General features: G+C 46.1%; 14 protein-coding genes. 10 read left to right on the forward strand and 4 right to left on the reverse strand.

Features of this window, described 5'->3' with window-relative positions:
* Positions 1–33: 33 nt before the first annotated feature.
* The gene (locus V6W81_RS09965; protein ID WP_145045993.1) at positions 34–1,185 is read right to left on the reverse strand and encodes a THUMP domain-containing class I SAM-dependent RNA methyltransferase; all 1,152 of its coding nucleotides are present in this window, start codon (positions 1,183–1,185) and stop codon (positions 34–36) included.
* A 297-nt stretch (positions 1,186–1,482) separates the two neighbouring features.
* On the opposite strand from V6W81_RS09965, the gene V6W81_RS09970 reads away from it, so the two are divergent.
* Positions 1,483–2,115, forward strand: a complete 633-nt coding sequence (locus V6W81_RS09970; protein WP_338543977.1) for an O-methyltransferase — start codon at positions 1,483–1,485, stop codon at positions 2,113–2,115.
* 81 nt (positions 2,116–2,196) lie between these two features.
* Here V6W81_RS09970 and V6W81_RS09975 read toward each other — a convergent pair whose 3' ends face one another.
* Entirely contained in the window at positions 2,197–3,408 is a 1,212-nt protein-coding gene (locus tag V6W81_RS09975; RefSeq protein ID WP_338542949.1) for an asparaginase, read from the reverse strand.
* Between the two features lie 418 nt (positions 3,409–3,826).
* Here V6W81_RS09975 and V6W81_RS09980 point away from each other — a divergent pair, with 418 nt between their 5' ends.
* On the forward strand, positions 3,827–5,029 hold the full coding sequence (locus V6W81_RS09980) for a cytochrome P450 (RefSeq protein WP_338542951.1): 1,203 nt from the start codon (positions 3,827–3,829) through the stop codon (positions 5,027–5,029).
* 127 nt (positions 5,030–5,156) lie between these two features.
* Here V6W81_RS09980 and V6W81_RS09985 read toward each other — a convergent pair whose 3' ends face one another.
* Positions 5,157–6,368, reverse strand: coding sequence for an MFS transporter (locus tag V6W81_RS09985; protein WP_145045999.1), 1,212 nt, complete (start codon positions 6,366–6,368; stop codon positions 5,157–5,159).
* A gap of 202 nt (positions 6,369–6,570) precedes the next feature.
* On the opposite strand from V6W81_RS09985, the gene hemE reads away from it, so the two are divergent.
* The 6 genes from hemE to V6W81_RS10015 all read left to right on the forward strand — a co-directional run bounded on the left by hemE (position 6,571) and on the right by V6W81_RS10015 (position 13,137).
* Positions 6,571–7,635 (forward strand): uroporphyrinogen decarboxylase, encoded by a 1,065-nt coding sequence (gene hemE, locus V6W81_RS09990; protein ID WP_145046001.1) that lies wholly within the window; start codon positions 6,571–6,573, stop codon positions 7,633–7,635.
* Positions 7,628–8,578, forward strand: coding sequence for a ferrochelatase (gene hemH / locus V6W81_RS09995; RefSeq protein WP_145046003.1), 951 nt, complete (start codon positions 7,628–7,630; stop codon positions 8,576–8,578). The genes hemE and hemH overlap by 8 nt, the downstream gene beginning before the upstream one ends.
* Complete coding sequence (hemY, locus tag V6W81_RS10000; RefSeq protein ID WP_145046005.1) at positions 8,578–10,002, forward strand: protoporphyrinogen oxidase; 1,425 nt, start codon at positions 8,578–8,580, stop codon at positions 10,000–10,002. Before hemH ends, hemY begins: the two co-directional genes overlap by 1 nt.
* A gap of 154 nt (positions 10,003–10,156) precedes the next feature.
* Positions 10,157–11,569 carry a CapA family protein gene (locus tag V6W81_RS10005; protein WP_338542954.1) on the forward strand — a complete coding sequence of 471 codons (1,413 nt, stop codon included), beginning with the start codon at positions 10,157–10,159 and terminating at the stop codon, positions 11,567–11,569.
* A gap of 80 nt (positions 11,570–11,649) precedes the next feature.
* Positions 11,650–12,402, forward strand: a complete 753-nt coding sequence (locus V6W81_RS10010; RefSeq protein WP_145046009.1) for a glycerophosphodiester phosphodiesterase — start codon at positions 11,650–11,652, stop codon at positions 12,400–12,402.
* Positions 12,403–12,504: 102 nt separating this feature from the next.
* Entirely contained in the window at positions 12,505–13,137 is a 633-nt protein-coding gene (locus V6W81_RS10015; RefSeq protein WP_338542955.1) for a fumarylacetoacetate hydrolase family protein, read from the forward strand.
* Positions 13,138–13,247: 110 nt separating this feature from the next.
* Here the strand turns inward: V6W81_RS10015 and V6W81_RS10020 are convergent, their stop codons facing one another.
* A complete protein-coding gene (locus tag V6W81_RS10020) occupies positions 13,248–13,664 on the reverse strand; it encodes a hypothetical protein (protein WP_338542956.1) in 417 nt (138 codons plus the stop codon).
* Positions 13,665–13,929: 265 nt separating this feature from the next.
* Between V6W81_RS10020 and V6W81_RS10025 the strand changes: the two genes are divergently transcribed.
* Entirely contained in the window at positions 13,930–14,739 is an 810-nt protein-coding gene (locus V6W81_RS10025) for a DUF92 domain-containing protein (RefSeq protein WP_338542957.1), read from the forward strand.
* Positions 14,740–14,752: 13 nt separating this feature from the next.
* Positions 14,753–15,331, forward strand: a complete 579-nt coding sequence (locus V6W81_RS10030) for a TetR/AcrR family transcriptional regulator (protein ID WP_056700222.1) — start codon at positions 14,753–14,755, stop codon at positions 15,329–15,331.
* The last annotated feature ends 36 nt before the right edge of the window (positions 15,332–15,367 follow it).

A 15,367-nucleotide genomic window follows, 5' to 3' on the forward strand; every position in this document is an offset into this window, starting at 1 on the left:
AAGGAGCGAACACTCAGATCATCGCGTTTACGTTTAAGCTTGAGTAGATTTATTTCGTGGAGGGAGTGGTCCCAGATACTGATAATATTGGGTCTCGATCCGTCCATTAAACAGTTTGCGGCGCTTGTCCGCTTTGTGTCCGAAGTACTCTTCAAATGCTTTGGTGGAGGTGATTGCAAAAAACGACCATGTTGGCATCTCCAGATAAGAACGTCCAAGGGAACGGAGCAACTTCTGCACTTCTTTTTCTTCACTCAAACGTTCACCGTAAGGTGGGTTGGTAATGATTACGCCATATTCCCCTTGTGGTTTTGCGCGGTGAGCAGGAAGAACGCTTACCTCAATATCCTTGGCAAAGCCTGCGCTTTTGATTGCCGCTTGTGCAACTTCAATTGCCTCAGGATCAATATCACTACCCGAAATCTGTAATGGTACATCATCACGAACAGCGTCAAAAGCTTCTTCCCGTGCTTGTTCCCATAGTTCAGCAGGGATTACATCCCAATTCTCCGAGTTAAATGTGCGGCGAAGCCCTGGTGCGATATTCCAGCCAATCATAGCAGCTTCGATCAGCATGGTGCCTGAACCGCAGCATGGATCGTAGAACGGGCGGGAAACATTCCAGCGACTAAGCTGAATCAGAGCAGCTGCCAGTGTTTCTTTAAGCGGCGCTTCCGTAACAAGTTTGCGGTATCCACGTTTGTGAAGTCCTGGCCCTGTCGTATCGAGCGTAAGCAAAGCGCGGTCATTCAGCAGAATAACCTCAATCACATAGCGTGCTCCATTCTCAGGAAACCATTCCGTGTGATGAGTGAGCTTTAATTTCTCAACAATCGCCTTTTTGACGATACCTTGGGATGCAGGTACGCTACTCAGCTGGGATTTCTGGGAGCGTCCTTCCACCGGGAATTCACCATTTGCGGGAATCCATTCTTCCCAAGGCAGTGCTTTGGTGCCCTCAAACAATTCATCAAATGTGGTTGCGGGGAATTCGCCCATGTTAACCAGCACGCGATCTGAACTTCTCAGCCACAGGTTACAGCGACAAATATCAATATAATCTCCTGTGAAAAATACTCGGCCATTATCGACCCTGGCATCCTCATACCCCAGCTGTTTCAGTTCCCGGGCAACAACGGCCTCAAGTCCCATTGCAGAGGTTGCAATCAATTGCAATCGAGCCATATGAATTCATTCAACTCCATTTCGAGCCGCAGGAGCTTTCCCTTGGCGGCAATATAGTAACGGTGCGGCCTTGCCGCTTTCCGTGAAAAAACTTACAATGAGTAATGCGGCTTACCCGCATAGACTTCAATGCAGGTCATTCGTGTGTAGTGCGTGCGTTGCACTGCGTTGAATAACAAACATTCATTATAAAACATTGGCATCCATATGGAAAGCTATCCAGGGGCATTTATACGGAAAGCTGTCCAAGGGCATCTATATGGAAAGGAATCCAAGTTTGCAAGGAGGAACTTCGTGGTGAATCTGACCCCTGACGAATATGTAAATCAATTATTTCAAGAGGATGAGCTCTTGTTAAAAGTTAAAGAGGCCATTCGTGCGAATGGCATGCCGGAGGTTTCAGTGGCTGCGGCGTATGGACGCCTGCTGACCTTTCTGGCGAAAACCTCGAAAGCGGAAGCTGTGCTCGAAATTGGTGTGTTGGGCGGGTACAGCGGCATCTGCCTGGCTCGTGGTTTAAGTGAAGGCGGAAGCTTGACTTCGCTTGAACTGAAAGAAGAGTATGCAGCCATGGCTCGCGGGCATCTGGAGGAAGGTGGATTTGGCAGCCAAGTGCAGTACCGGATCGGACCTGCGGCAGAAAGTCTGGAGCAATTGGTACAGGAAGGGCGTACCTTCGACTTCTTCTTTATTGACGCAGATAAGGAAAATTATCCGGTTTATCTCGATTATGCGATTCGTTTGGCGCGTCCAGGTGCAGTCATTGTAGGGGATAATTGTTTCCTGCGCGGTCGTACGCTTAATCCGGACAAGCAAGGCCCGGCTGTGCTTGCTGTGCGTCGTTTCAACGAGCAGATGGCAACTGACCCACGTCTTGTCACAACCATGCTGCCTGACTATGACGGCTTGGCGCTGGCTTGGGTGAAATAAGCGCAAGAAAAAAAGGTCGAAGCAGGATAAACCCCAGCTTCGGCCTTTTTCACGTGCATCTGGCAATTGTTCGTTACTGACTTATACCTCTGGTGTGCCGTATGTTTCAAACCATGTTTTGATCTTTTCAAAATCATCACTGAAGGATAGTCCAAGCATCAATAGAATTCGTGCTTGTTGTGGACTGAGATTATCCCCAGCAATAATACCATTACCACCGCCGTAGACGCTACCCGAGCCTGTACGTGTCGTCGTTACAAAAATAACCCCTTCTTCAATCGCTTTTGTACGAGCTTGTCCCATCGCTCTAGAGATGCCGCCTGCCCCTGTACCGGAGGTGACAATGCCCTTTACGCCGTTTTTCACGAAACCTTCTATAGCTCCGCCCCCTGCTTCCTGATAGGAGATCACAATCTCCACTTTGGCGAGATCGGCCTTATTGATTTTACTAAGATCAAATGCAGGTTTTGCAGTACCTTCCGGTTTCATCGCGCGAGCAGGAGCACGGTAAATTCGGATGTTCTCTTCGTCAATATAACCAACAGCACCTAGCATTGGCGTTTCAAAGGTGTCTGTCCGGTAGTCATTGGACTTCGTTACACCGCGGGCGAGCTGAATGGTATCATTCAGCATTAACACAGTGCCGAACGACTGGGTTCGGCCGCTGCCGGCCAGTTTGATGGCATTGTAAAGGTTCGCTTGAGCATCAGAGCCGATTACCGTCCATGGTCGCATAGAGCCTGTGATGACAACAGGTTTATCACTTTGAACCGTCATATCGAGGAAGTAGGCTATTTCCTCCATCGTATCCGTGCCCGTAGTCACCACCACGCTATCATATTGAGCCAGTGCTTTATCTACCGTTTGAGACAAGTCGTACAGATCGGCCATTGTATAGGAGCCTGATCCGGAATTGCCGAACTGCAGTGTGTTCACATCTGCGATCTTCTGCTTATCCGGCAAATCTTTGACCATGTCTGCGATGAGCAGTGTGCCAGCCTTGTAATTTTGGAAACTGGTTGCGTCCTCTGATTGTCCGGCAATTGTCCCTCCTGTACCAATCACAAGTACATTAGGAAGTGGGGATTGCTTGGAAGATTCAGGTACAGCCGGGATAGTGGTGTTGCGTGCCGGCGTGGCTGGAGCGCTCTGCACAGTGGCTGTTGTGCCGTTTACCTCTACTGTAGCAGCTTGAGCAGCAGAAGTTCCCATAGGGGACAGGGAAAGAGTTAGTGCGGTTAGTGCGGCTGTACTCCATACGGCCCAAGGACGAAGGTGAGATGGTTTTTTCATGCTGACACGCTCCTTTAAGTGATTTTTGTGTGAGGTATTTTCTTTTTAATATGTAAATAGATTGAGATCATTTTATTTTATGTTAGATAATATGACAAATATAGATATTGGTAGAGATAACGTTTACATTCGTAGAATTAGAGAGTTATACTGGATTTTTATGCGGTAAACGGCATAATTAAAAAGTATTTTCGTACCGATTATGAATAGTGAATAATAGTTTTTGCGTTAACTTTGAGATATTTATGTTAATAAATATTACATAAAATCTATTCGACAAAATTAAGGTAGTTAGACGCAGAAGATGGGCCAAGAGGCTTATTTACGTTGATTTAGTTGGAATCTCCATCCAGTTGTGTATATAATGAATACGAGTTTATATGTAAATAAATATATATAATTGATTGGAGGAAGCACGATGAAACAAGCGCCCCGAAAATATGCCAATTATATTCCTATTCGGGAATTGCACAGCAAGGAGCGGCAATTATCTCCCTTCCAGGTGTATGCAGAGCTTCGTGAGAACACTCCAGTCCGATATGATGAGCATCGGGAGTGCTGGGATGTATTTCGATATGAAGATGTACAGTATGTATTGAAAAATCCAAAGCTGTTTTCTTCTGAGCGTAACCGCGCGAGTTCCAGTATGTTAACGACAGATCCCCCAAAACATAAACAGCTTCGTGATCTGGTCAATCAGGCTTTTACCCCGAAGGCTATAGAGGCTCTTGCGCCACGGATTCAGGAAATCACAGATGAGCTGCTGGCTCCGCACCTATCGGTAGGAAAGATGAACCTAATTGATGACCTTGCAACACCGCTGCCCGTCATTGTCATTGCAGAACTGATTGGGGTTCCGGCTTCAGATCGCCGTGAATTCAAGCATTGGTCTGATGTGCTTGTGAAAGGCGCACGCGATGACAGTGAAGAGGCCTTTCAGGCGTTGGCGAGAGAGAAGCAGGAGAACATGCAGGAGTTATATGCCTACTTTACAGACATTATGGAACAGCGCCGTATAGAGCCAAAGGACGACCTGATCTCCTTGCTACTCGCTGCAGAGATTGAGGGTCAGAAGTTAACGGAGGAAGAAGTGGTCAATTTCTGTATTCTCTTGCTGGCCGCGGGGAATGAGACAACAACCAACCTCATCGCAAACGCAGTGCGTATCCTCTCTGAACAACCCCAATTACAGGATGAATTGCGTGAGCATCCGGATCGGGTCGCGAGTGCCGTAGAAGAGACTCTGCGTTATTATCCGCCGATTGTGGCGATTGGTCGTGTTGCGAGGGAGACGGTGGAACTAAGAGGCGTAACGATTAAGGCAGGTGAACAGGTAATATCCTGGGTCGGAGCTGCCAATCGTGACGGTGCCCAGTTTGAACATGCAGATCAATTCGTATCCGATCGTAAGCCGAACCGACATATGGGATTTGGATTTGGCATTCATTTCTGTCTGGGTGCACCGCTGGCTCGTTTGGAAGCGAGAGTTGTATTGCACACACTGCTTCAGCGCATGGAACAGATACAGTTAGTCCCTAAAACGCCATTAGAGCCGATTCAAAGCGGTTTTGTCTTTGGTGTGAAGGAATATCCGATTCAATTTCACGCACGACGACTATAGATGATTATAAAAGAAAAGCCGCTCCCAGCCCTGAAATGGCGCTGAAGCGGCTTTTTGCTGCATGTATGCATACATGCGAACACTGCAAATGGCGATGCTATGTTGCTGTACCAAACGTATATTATGTTCAGGTCTCTTCAATACGGACAGGTCTTTTGTACAATTTGAACCGAACCCAGACCATATTGAGAAGTAACAGTCCACCAGAAACGATGAACAAACCTTCGATGCCGATAAATCCGGCCATGAAACCACCGATAATTGCACCTAGCATGTTCCCAAGCGCAAGCGTACTCGTATTGAAACTGAAAGCACGGCTGATCATGCCATCTGGCGTGTACGAACGTATCAGGGCATTCACGCTTGGTAATAATCCGCCCATAAATACCCCCATTGCAAATCGAACTAAGATGAGCTGCCACACGCTCTGCACAAATGCTTGGGGTATTAACATAAGGCCAGTCCCAATGAGCGAAAATGTAAGCACCTTGTGTGCACCAATTCGGTCACTTAGCTTCCCTAAGAATGGTGACATCACCATGTTGGACATACCGGTAACTGCCCCTACAAGTCCTGCCCAGAACGCAACATTTAGAGCTGAACCATGAAGCTCCTGCACGTATAGCGGTAATAGAGTCATTGGACTAATCATCGCAAACTGTAGCAGAAACGTTACGGCGAAGAGTACAGGTAATTGTGGTGACTTATTCAGTTCCTTCAAACCGGACAATACGGATTGCTCAGGTAGCTTGGCTGCTTCTTGGCGATCAAACTTCTCTCTTACAAGGAACATAGCAAGCATAGAAGCGGCGAAGATTAATCCACCTGTAATATAGAATATAGGTCGGAATCCCACAGCATCAGCTAACAAACCTCCCATGAGTGGACCTAAGATTGTGCCGGCAACTTGTCCTGATTGACTGATTCCCATCGCGAATCCCATACGATCTTTGGGTGTAGTTCCCGAAATGAGTGAGACTGCGGCAGGGTTGAAGCCAGAGATTGTACCATTCAGAAGGCGTAATAAGAGCAATTGCCAAGGGTTTTGTGCAAGACCCATCAATGCAATAACGATTGCCATCCCGAACCCCGAGCGCAGCAGCATAATTTTGCGCCCGTATTTATCGGATAACTTGCCCCATAAGGGTTGGAACAAAAAGGACGTCAGGAAATTGGCTGCAAAAATGAATCCCGCCCAGATGCCAATTTCATGCTCGCCCACCACGCCCAGATCCCTTGCGAGGTAAAGGGACAGGAATGGGGTAATCATGGTCATACCAGAGTTGACCAGAAATTGTCCAAACCAAAGCACAATGAGATTAACTTTCCATGTTTTCAAAGTGCTTTCACTTCCTTTCAGAGCTTTTTCTGTAATTCTCGAAAAACACCATCTTACTATTATAACACAATTGGCATATGGATGAGGGGTGTAACGAATGTCATAGTATTGTCATTGGAACACATCTGTATGAGGTTGTTACGGAACTTCAAAAAGGGCATAATGGTAATTATGAGTCCAAAAACTATTGGAGGCTTCTTACATGAGCTATAATGATCGTCTGATTCGGGCGAGTTTCAAACAACAGGTCGACCGTGTTCCGGTATGGTACATGCGGCAGGCTGGACGTTACGACCCTGAATATCGCAAAATTAAAGAAAAGTATTCTTTGCTCGAAATTTGCCAGCGGCCCGAGCTCGCGGCTGAAGTAACCCTCATGCCCGTCCGTAAGTTGGGCGTAGATGCGGCTATTTTGTATTCAGATATTATGAATCCGGTTGCTTCGCTGGGCATTGATTTTGATATTGTCAAAAACATTGGACCGGTCATTGATAATCCGATTCGGACAGCGGCTGATGTGGAGCGTTTGCGTCCCATTGATGTTGAAGGTGATCTGTCACATATATTAGAAACCATTCGAATTTTGGATAAAGAATTAGATGTGCCACTTATTACGTTTGCTGGTGCACCGTTCACGATTGCTAGTTACCTGATTGAGGGTCGACCTTCAAAAGGATACATTCGAACCAAAACGATGATGTATAGTGAGCCGCAAATGTGGCATCAATTGATGCAAAAATTAGGCGATATGGTGATTACATATGTCCGTGCACACATTGCCAACGGCGGTAAGGCATTTCAGTTGTTTGATAGCTGGGTAGGTGCACTTTCACCAAATGATTTTAGAACATTTGTATTGCCTACGATTACTCGTATCTTTACCGAATTGTCCGATTTGAATGTACCGAAAATTTATTTCCCTGGTGTAGCTTCAGGCGAACTGCTGCCAACCCTGGTAGATCTGCAAGCTGATGTGATCGGATTGGACTGGAGAGTATCTATTTCCGAAGGTCGCAAAAGACTAGGTGGTAAATTTGCCGTACAGGGTAATCTGGATCCGTATGTGCTGACTGCACCGATGGAGTTACTTAAACAACAGGCAAAAGTAATCATTGATCAAGGTATCCAAGAGCCTGGCTATATATTTAATCTGGGACATGGACTATTTCCGGAAGCATCTCTTGATAAATTAAGAGAGCTGACAGCATATATACATGAGTATTCATCTGAAGCTTTGAAGACTGAGGTGACTATAACTAATGACTAATACTGTAGGCGTACTGGTGATGTCGTATGGCACACCTGAAAATATGGAGAGCATCGAGGCATATTACACCCATATTCGGAGAGGTCGTGCACCTGAGCCGGAGCAATTGAAGGAACTTAGTGATCGTTATGAAGCGATTGTTGGAGGCGTGTTCCCCCTTCGGGAAAACACCGATAATCAAGTTCGAGCGTTGCAAGAAACATTGAACAAGGATGAGCGTGCGAGTGAGGTAGAATTCAAATGTTATCAGGGGCTCAAGCATGCTTATCCGTTCATTGAAGATGGTGTGGAGCAGATGGCAAAAGACGGAATTCAGTCCGCCATTGGGATTGTACTTGCTCCCCATTATTCGACGATGAGTGTGGGCAGTTATATTAAGCGCGCACGCGAAAAGGCCGAAGAAATGGGCATTCAGATGTCCTTTATCGAGAGCTATCATCTGCATCCGAAGCTGATTCAGGCTCTGTCTACACGCGTAAGTGCGAAGTTAGATATGTTTGAAGAAGCAGGAGCCAAACGTGGGGATGTTCGTGTATTGTTCAGCGCACATAGCTTGCCGGCACGAATTGTAGATATCGGTGACCCATACCCACAACAGCTACTGGAAACGTCTGAGGTTATTGCTTCTCGATTGGGTATCACGAACTGGCAATTTACGTGGCAGAGTGCGGGGCGTACAGCCGAGCCTTGGCTTGGTCCTGATATTTTGGATACACTTCAGGAGCTTTCCCGTGAGCAGGTAGAGGATGTGTTAGTCGCTCCAATCGGTTTCGTATCGGATCACCTGGAAGTCCTGTATGATCTGGATATTGAGGCCAAAGCGATTGCTAAAGAGATCGATATGCGCCTTATGCGTACAGATTCTCTGAACAGTGACCCACTCTACATGGAGACGCTCAGTGACGTCATTCTAAGCCAGTGGCAGCAAGGAACGGATGTGTAATGGAAGATAAGAAACGGCGTGTCGTCGTTGTAGGCGGCGGACTAACCGGCCTCAGCGCGGCATTCTATATACGGAAGCATTATCGGGAAGCAGGGTTTGAACCTGTAATTACTCTAGTGGAGAGAAGCTCCTCCATGGGTGGCATGATTGAGACCCTTCACCGTGACGGATTTGTTATTGAAAAGGGACCGGATTCGTTCCTAGCTCGCAAAACAGCGATGATTGATCTGGCTAAGGAACTTGAGATTGACCATGAACTCGTGAGTCAGAATCCGGAGTCTAAGAAGACATACATTATGCAGCGTGGCAAGCTTCATCCAATGCCAGCAGGACTCGTTCTGGGTATTCCCACGGAGCTTAGACCTTTTCTGCGGAGTGGTCTGGTATCTCCCGCAGGCAAAATGCGTGCGTTAATGGATTTCTTCATTCCTCCCAAACGTACAACAGAAGATGAGTCATTGGGCTATATGATTGAACGACGCCTAGGTACGGAAGTGCTTGAGAATCTAACTGAACCGTTACTAGCAGGCATTTATGCAGGGGATATGCGCCGACTAAGTCTACAAGCTACCTTTCCTCAATTCGGAGAGGTTGAGAGAGATTATGGTAGCCTGATTCGAGGCATGATGACAGGCCGTAAACCTGCAGAAACTCACACAGGCACGAAAAAAAGTGCTTTTCTTAATTTCCGTCAGGGGCTTCAGAGTCTTGTTCATGCACTTGTGCATGATTTACAAGATGTCGAGCAACTGCTGAATACCTCAGTACAATCACTGAATGTTCAGGCTGGAAGTGAAGCTAGATATACGGTTCAATTGGACAATGGGCATAGCCTTGATGCGGATGAGGTTGTGATTACAGTGCCTACGTATGTCGCATCATCGTTACTGCAACCTCATGTCGATACGGCGGCACTTGATGCGATTAATTATGTATCTGTAGCCAATGTTGTGCTTGCCTTTGAGAAAAAAGATGTGGAGCATGTATTCGATGGTTCTGGCTTCCTCGTTCCGCGTAAGGAAGGCCGCAACATCACTGCCTGCACCTGGACATCTACGAAGTGGCTACATACTAGCCCAGATGATAAAGTGCTGCTGCGCTGTTATGTTGGCCGTTCCGGGGATGAGCAGAATGTGGAGCTTCCGGATGATGCGCTTACAGAATTGGTGATGAAGGATCTACGTGAGACAATGGGCATTGAAGCCACGCCAATTTTTGCTGAGATCACTCGACTTCGCAAGTCGATGCCTCAATATCCGGTAGGTCACTTAGAGCATATCTCCGCATTGCGTGAAGAGCTTGGCAAACAGTTGCCTGGTGTATATATCGCGGGTGCGGGTTATGAAGGTGTAGGGTTACCTGACTGCATTAGACAGGCAAAAGAAATGTCGATGCAAGCAGTACAGCAACTTGCTGCAAATTAACAGAGTTTGAAAGTTCAAAAGAAACTCTGTTGAACAATCTCATATAGAGCTGTCTTGAGCGTAGATTTTCTACAGGAAAGACAGCTTTTTTTATACCATTCCATACCATGGCTGGTATAATGATTAAGATTGCTGTATAGAAGAGGAGTTGCCTATGTATCCGCCAAGATCCCAACGAAGTGAAGTAAAGAAAAAAACGAGACGTACTCGCAAACGGATTGTTTGGGTCATTAATTTGTTGCTGATAGTAATGATCGGACTTGTATGCTTGTATTATGTCATTGAAATGAGAGAGCAGGCAGATCGTGCGGTGGAGGTGACAACGGTCACTCCAGAATCTTCTGGTGAGGTAGAACCTCAAGGCGGTGACCCGTTAACGACACCTGAGGCAACCCCTGAGACGGATGATACTGCGGAAGAGGAGCCGGCTGTGTCCAATGACCAAGATGCTGAAGAAGCTAGTAAGGACCAGACGAATAACACAGAAGATGCTACCAACGCGGATTCGAAAGATACGTCTGGAACGGACGTCAAGCAGCCGGCCAAACCGTCTAAGTCAGACAGCTCTAAAGGGAACGGTAGCTCAGCAACAGCACCGGTGAAGCAAGAGCCTGTTAATTCAGCTAATGACGTAACGATTCATTTTGTCGGGGACATACAGTTCTCGGGAAAAGTAGCTGAGCTGCTGGAGAAGAATGGATACGATTATCCCTTTCAGAAGTTAGGCAACCTTTTTAAGGAGGATGACCTGACAATTGGAAACCTGGAAACACCGGTAACGACTGGTGGTACGGGTGCAGCTAACAAAACATATGTATACAAATCTTCGCCCAAAGCGTTAGCGGCTATGGCAGATGCTGGATTTGATGCGGTTAATCTCGCGAACAATCATATTTTGGATCAGGGTGTCGAAGGTCTAGTGGATACGCTAGGTTATCTGAAGGAATATGGAATCGCTCACACCGGAGCAGGTATGAATCAGGATGAAGCATATGCGCCTACATATCTGGAGCGTAAAGGAATGAAAATTGCATTACTCGGCTTCAGCCGTGTCGTACCTGAGGCGAGTTGGAAGGCAGAAGGCAATCGAGCTGGAGTAGCTGAAGCCTACAATTCCACTGCCGCGGTAAAAGCAATTCAAGATGCACGTAAGAATGCGGATCTCGTTATTGTTGTGGCGCATTGGGGTGTAGAGCGAGTAAGCACGCCCAATGATGATCAGACGCGCTTGGCACATGAATTTGTAGATGCAGGAGCAGACCTTGTTATAGGGGGTCATCCGCATGTGTTACAGGGCATGGAATACTATAAGGGTAAATGGATCGCATACAGTACAGGTAATTTTATTTTCTCCAAATCAACTACAGAGGAAACATGGAAAACGGCTGTATTTCAAGCTCGCTGCAGTGCAGAAGCCAAATGCAGTATGAAGGTAATTCCTTATGAGGCTGCACTGGGTCAGGCCATTCCTATGCTAGGCGAAGCTAATAAGCTATTGTTACAGCAGATGACTCAGCTTTCACCAGGTGTTCGCTTTGATGCCAGCGGTGTTGCTTCCCCTATTTAATTAGTCTTGAACATATCGATGATGTAAATGGGTAAGTAGTATATGAATGAAGCTAGAACGTTGTGGAGGAGTGGATCAGATTGAATAATAGCTGTGTCGCGCACCGTGGTTTTTCTTCCATTGCACCAGAGAATACGATGGCAGCCTTTGAGCTTGCTATGGAGCAGCCCCAAGTACAATGGATCGAACTGGACGTACAATGTTCACGTGATGGTGTTCCCGTTGTTATTCATGACTTTACCTTTAATCGAACAACAGACGGAGAGGGTCTTGTACGGGAGACGAATTGGTCGGACATCGAGAAGTTAGATGCAGGATCATGGAAAGGAAAAAGCTACGTAGGAGAACGGATTCCTTCTCTTGGCGAGGTGTTAGATCGCTGTTGTGGAAAGGTTCGACTGAATATTGAACTGAAAACGCAAGGGGACATGTATCCAGATCTTCCTGCCGCCGTCATTCATGAAGTAAGAAAGAGACATATGCAGCATGATGTGGTGTTGACTTCCTTTGAACCAAAAGCATTAGCTAAAGCTAAAGAGATTGCACCAGAGTTTCAAACGGGATTGATCATTGATGCTCGTCCAGGTGATCTAGTAAATCGTTTAAAGCAATTGCAGTGCAGCTTCCTGTCCATTGGTTATACCAATGTGGATAAATCCTTGATGCGCGAGATGCAACACGAAGAGATTCAGGTGATGGCTTGGACCGTGGACGACAAAACGATTATGAAGCGTCTCGCGGCAATTGATCCTACGCTGATGTTATGTACGAACTGTCCTGATGTGTGGGAGAAGGCATTCCACGAAACAGCACGTCACTTTTTTAGACCCTAATTTGCAATCCATTCGAAGTGAATTATAATATGTGCTTATATGAAAAAGTAAAATACATTCTTCATCCGCGCTAATGAATCTGATAAAGGTGGTTATCAACCGATGCTGACAAATATTCGTAATGTATACTGTGTAGGACGCAATTATAAACTTCACGCTGAAGAATTGGGTAATGCAGTACCGGATGAACCGATGATCTTTATGAAACCTTCTCATGCGGTTGTACCGCTTAATGGAGAAACAATTGCATTGCCTTCTACCCAAGGCGAAGTACACTATGAAGCCGAATTAGTGATTCGAATCGGACAGAACTATCAGCCTGGAATCTCTATTGTGAACCTCGTTGATGCGTATGCTTTTGGTATCGATTTTACATTGCGTGATGTGCAGTCAGTGATTAAGAAAAAGGGACATCCGTGGACTGCAGCCAAGGGATTCAAAAATTCAGCGCCGATCACGGAGTTTCAAGCCTTCACAGATGTAGATTCATTGCAAAAGGCTGATTTTACGCTGAACAAAAATGGTGAAGAGGTTCAGCGTGGTAATATTCGTAATATGATCTTCGATCTCCAGACGATTGTGGATTACGTGGGACAACACTACGGTCTTGGAGAAGGTGATGTCATTTTCACAGGTACACCTGAGGGTGTAGGATCAACTGTAGCTGGCGATGTACTTGAACTCACTTGGAATGGCGAGTCTGTAAGCCAATGCACGATTGTGGCAGCCAATTAATCAAGGAGCATTTGCTCTTGAGTAACATGAGTAACAAGAGGGGCGTGCAAACGCTCCTTTTTTATATGCCAATGGATGGTTGTTAAGCCTCTATTAACTGTTTCTGCAACTTATATGGATAGATATGAGGTGTTGACGCTCTCAGTCACTAACGAGGTGAGTTCTGCTTGTTGTGCAGTGTGCTGTTCCAAGCTAATGCTTCCGTTCGCGAGTCGCTCATCCAACTGTTTGTTTAGCTCAGCGACTTGTAGTTCAATGACCGCATCAATATCACCGTCGTTCGCCTCAGCGATCATTCGTAGCGATTTACCGGCATACAAATCTCGAACGAGTGCGACGTCCGAAGTTTGATTAAGCGCACGAAGCAAAGCATCCTCATTCTGTTCCCTCTGTTCCGTTGCGTTCATGCTGATAATAGACCATTTGGCAAGGGGAATCGGTGTAATTGCGGACTTACTCCAAGCCGTTCCGGCAAAAGACATCGTTACAATCATCGTACCAACAATAATTACCCGTTTCATATTCATAAAGGTCATCCTCATTTCCATTTAGAATTAAAGTTCACTTGCTATGTACTAGTTCTAGATTTAGTGTAATTGAAGAACCTGAAGTCAAACTTAAATAGACATAAAACGCATGTGGTAATGAATTCCATTCTTATGAGCGGAATTTATCTTGTGATTAGCTAGTGAGTTCGTATTTCGGCATTGGGATCAAACCGTGGTATAATTAGATTTCAAAAATAAAATGATGTCATGTGGGCGATGTGAGCTACCACGTGCAGGAGAATGTATGAACTGGATCATTGGCGCGGTGTGCGCTTTAATCGTAGCTGGAGCAGCCTACCGGAAAAAATCACTTACTCGATCTGGCAGCCTAGCGGCTGTGCTGATGGGTACGATTTATTATGGGGCAGGTAACCTGTTCTGGTTTGGAACGCTGCTATTATTTTTCATTACTTCAACGCTACTCTCCAAATATCATAAGGATCGCAAGCAGGAGCTGGAAAAGTCGTATGCCAAAACAGGAAACCGGGACGCTGGTCAAGTGCTGGCTAACGGTGGGATCGGCATGGTGCTGTGTCTAGGAAATTGGATTGCTCCACATCCATTCTGGATGTATGCATTTATCGGTGTAATGGCTACTGTTACATCGGATACATGGGCGACGGAGTGGGGAAGCCTGAGTCGTAGACCCCCACGCTCAGTAGTGACATGGAAGGTACTTACACCTGGTACTTCGGGAGGGGTATCTTGGCTAGGAACTATGGCTGCTGCTGTGGGTGGAGCCTTAATCGGATTAGGTGCATTTTTCTTTTCCTGGATTGCGGGACTGGAAGGACTAGGCTTGTTTCGGTGGATGATGGTTGGACTAGTCGGCGGGCTTGGAGGCGCATTTGCAGATTCTTATCTAGGTGCAACGCTACAGCATATGTATCGATGTACAGTGTGCGGACGCGAGGTGGAAGTTGCAGAACATTGCGGCCACGCAACAGTGCATTCACGTGGATGGTCATGGATGAGTAACGATCTGGTAAACGTGCTAAGCTCGGTTATTGGTGGATGTTTGGCTATTGTATTGGGGATTATTTTGGCGTTGTAGGGAGGGAGTACTGTTGAGTACTGTTCAAGGAGACAAATCAGAGGCTATTTTGGATGCGGCTTATGGTATCTTTGGTTCAAAAGGATTTTATGAGACCAAGATGTCTGATATTGCAGACGAGGCAGGCATTGCAAAGGGCACGATTTATTTATATTTCAAAAGCAAGGAACAATTATTCATTGCCGTATCGAAGCGGGATTGCAATAGCTTTATTAGCCGGCTTGATTATGCTCTGAAATCCAATGAAAATACGGGTGACAAGCTTGGTGCTATCGCGAAGACGCACTTAACTTATTATTATGAGCGGCGTAATCATACTAAACTATTTTTTATGGCACCTAATAATGACCCTGACCTGATGAAGTTTATGAAGGGGTTCATGAATGAATATATGAGTATGGTATGCGAGGTGCTGAAAAGCGCTAATGTACCTGAGCCTGTGCTGTTAGCCGAGGCTTATATTGGGATTCTGGATCGGCTGAAAATGGACATTATGCTTAACCCGGAGTTTAACGAGGACGATCTGAACAAACGTATTTCCTTTGCAGCTGCGCTGTTCTTGGATGGCTGCCGTTCGTTCATTCAAGTATAGAACGTATTAACAACTTATATAGAATATCAATTTACA

This window comes from Paenibacillus tundrae (assembly GCF_036884255.1).
Lineage (GTDB): Bacteria > Bacillota > Bacilli > Paenibacillales > Paenibacillaceae > Paenibacillus.

What these genes read in the sequence shown, in the direction of transcription:
- V6W81_RS09980 (WP_338542951.1), top strand. Translation starts at nt 3,827, where the DNA reads ATGAAACAAGCGCCCCGAAAATATGCCAATTATATTCCTATTCGGGAA.
- V6W81_RS09965 (WP_145045993.1), bottom strand. Translation starts at nt 1,185, where the DNA reads ATGGCTCGATTGCAATTGATTGCAACCTCTGCAATGGGACTTGAGGCC.
- hemE (WP_145046001.1), top strand. Translation starts at nt 6,571, where the DNA reads ATGAGCTATAATGATCGTCTGATTCGGGCGAGTTTCAAACAACAGGTC.
- hemY (WP_145046005.1), top strand. Translation starts at nt 8,578, where the DNA reads ATGGAAGATAAGAAACGGCGTGTCGTCGTTGTAGGCGGCGGACTAACC.
- V6W81_RS10020 (WP_338542956.1), bottom strand. Translation starts at nt 13,664, where the DNA reads ATGAATATGAAACGGGTAATTATTGTTGGTACGATGATTGTAACGATG.
- V6W81_RS10015 (WP_338542955.1), top strand. Translation starts at nt 12,505, where the DNA reads ATGCTGACAAATATTCGTAATGTATACTGTGTAGGACGCAATTATAAA.
- hemH (WP_145046003.1), top strand. Translation starts at nt 7,628, where the DNA reads ATGACTAATACTGTAGGCGTACTGGTGATGTCGTATGGCACACCTGAA.
- V6W81_RS09975 (WP_338542949.1), bottom strand. Translation starts at nt 3,408, where the DNA reads ATGAAAAAACCATCTCACCTTCGTCCTTGGGCCGTATGGAGTACAGCC.
- V6W81_RS10025 (WP_338542957.1), top strand. Translation starts at nt 13,930, where the DNA reads ATGAACTGGATCATTGGCGCGGTGTGCGCTTTAATCGTAGCTGGAGCA.
- V6W81_RS10005 (WP_338542954.1), top strand. Translation starts at nt 10,157, where the DNA reads ATGTATCCGCCAAGATCCCAACGAAGTGAAGTAAAGAAAAAAACGAGA.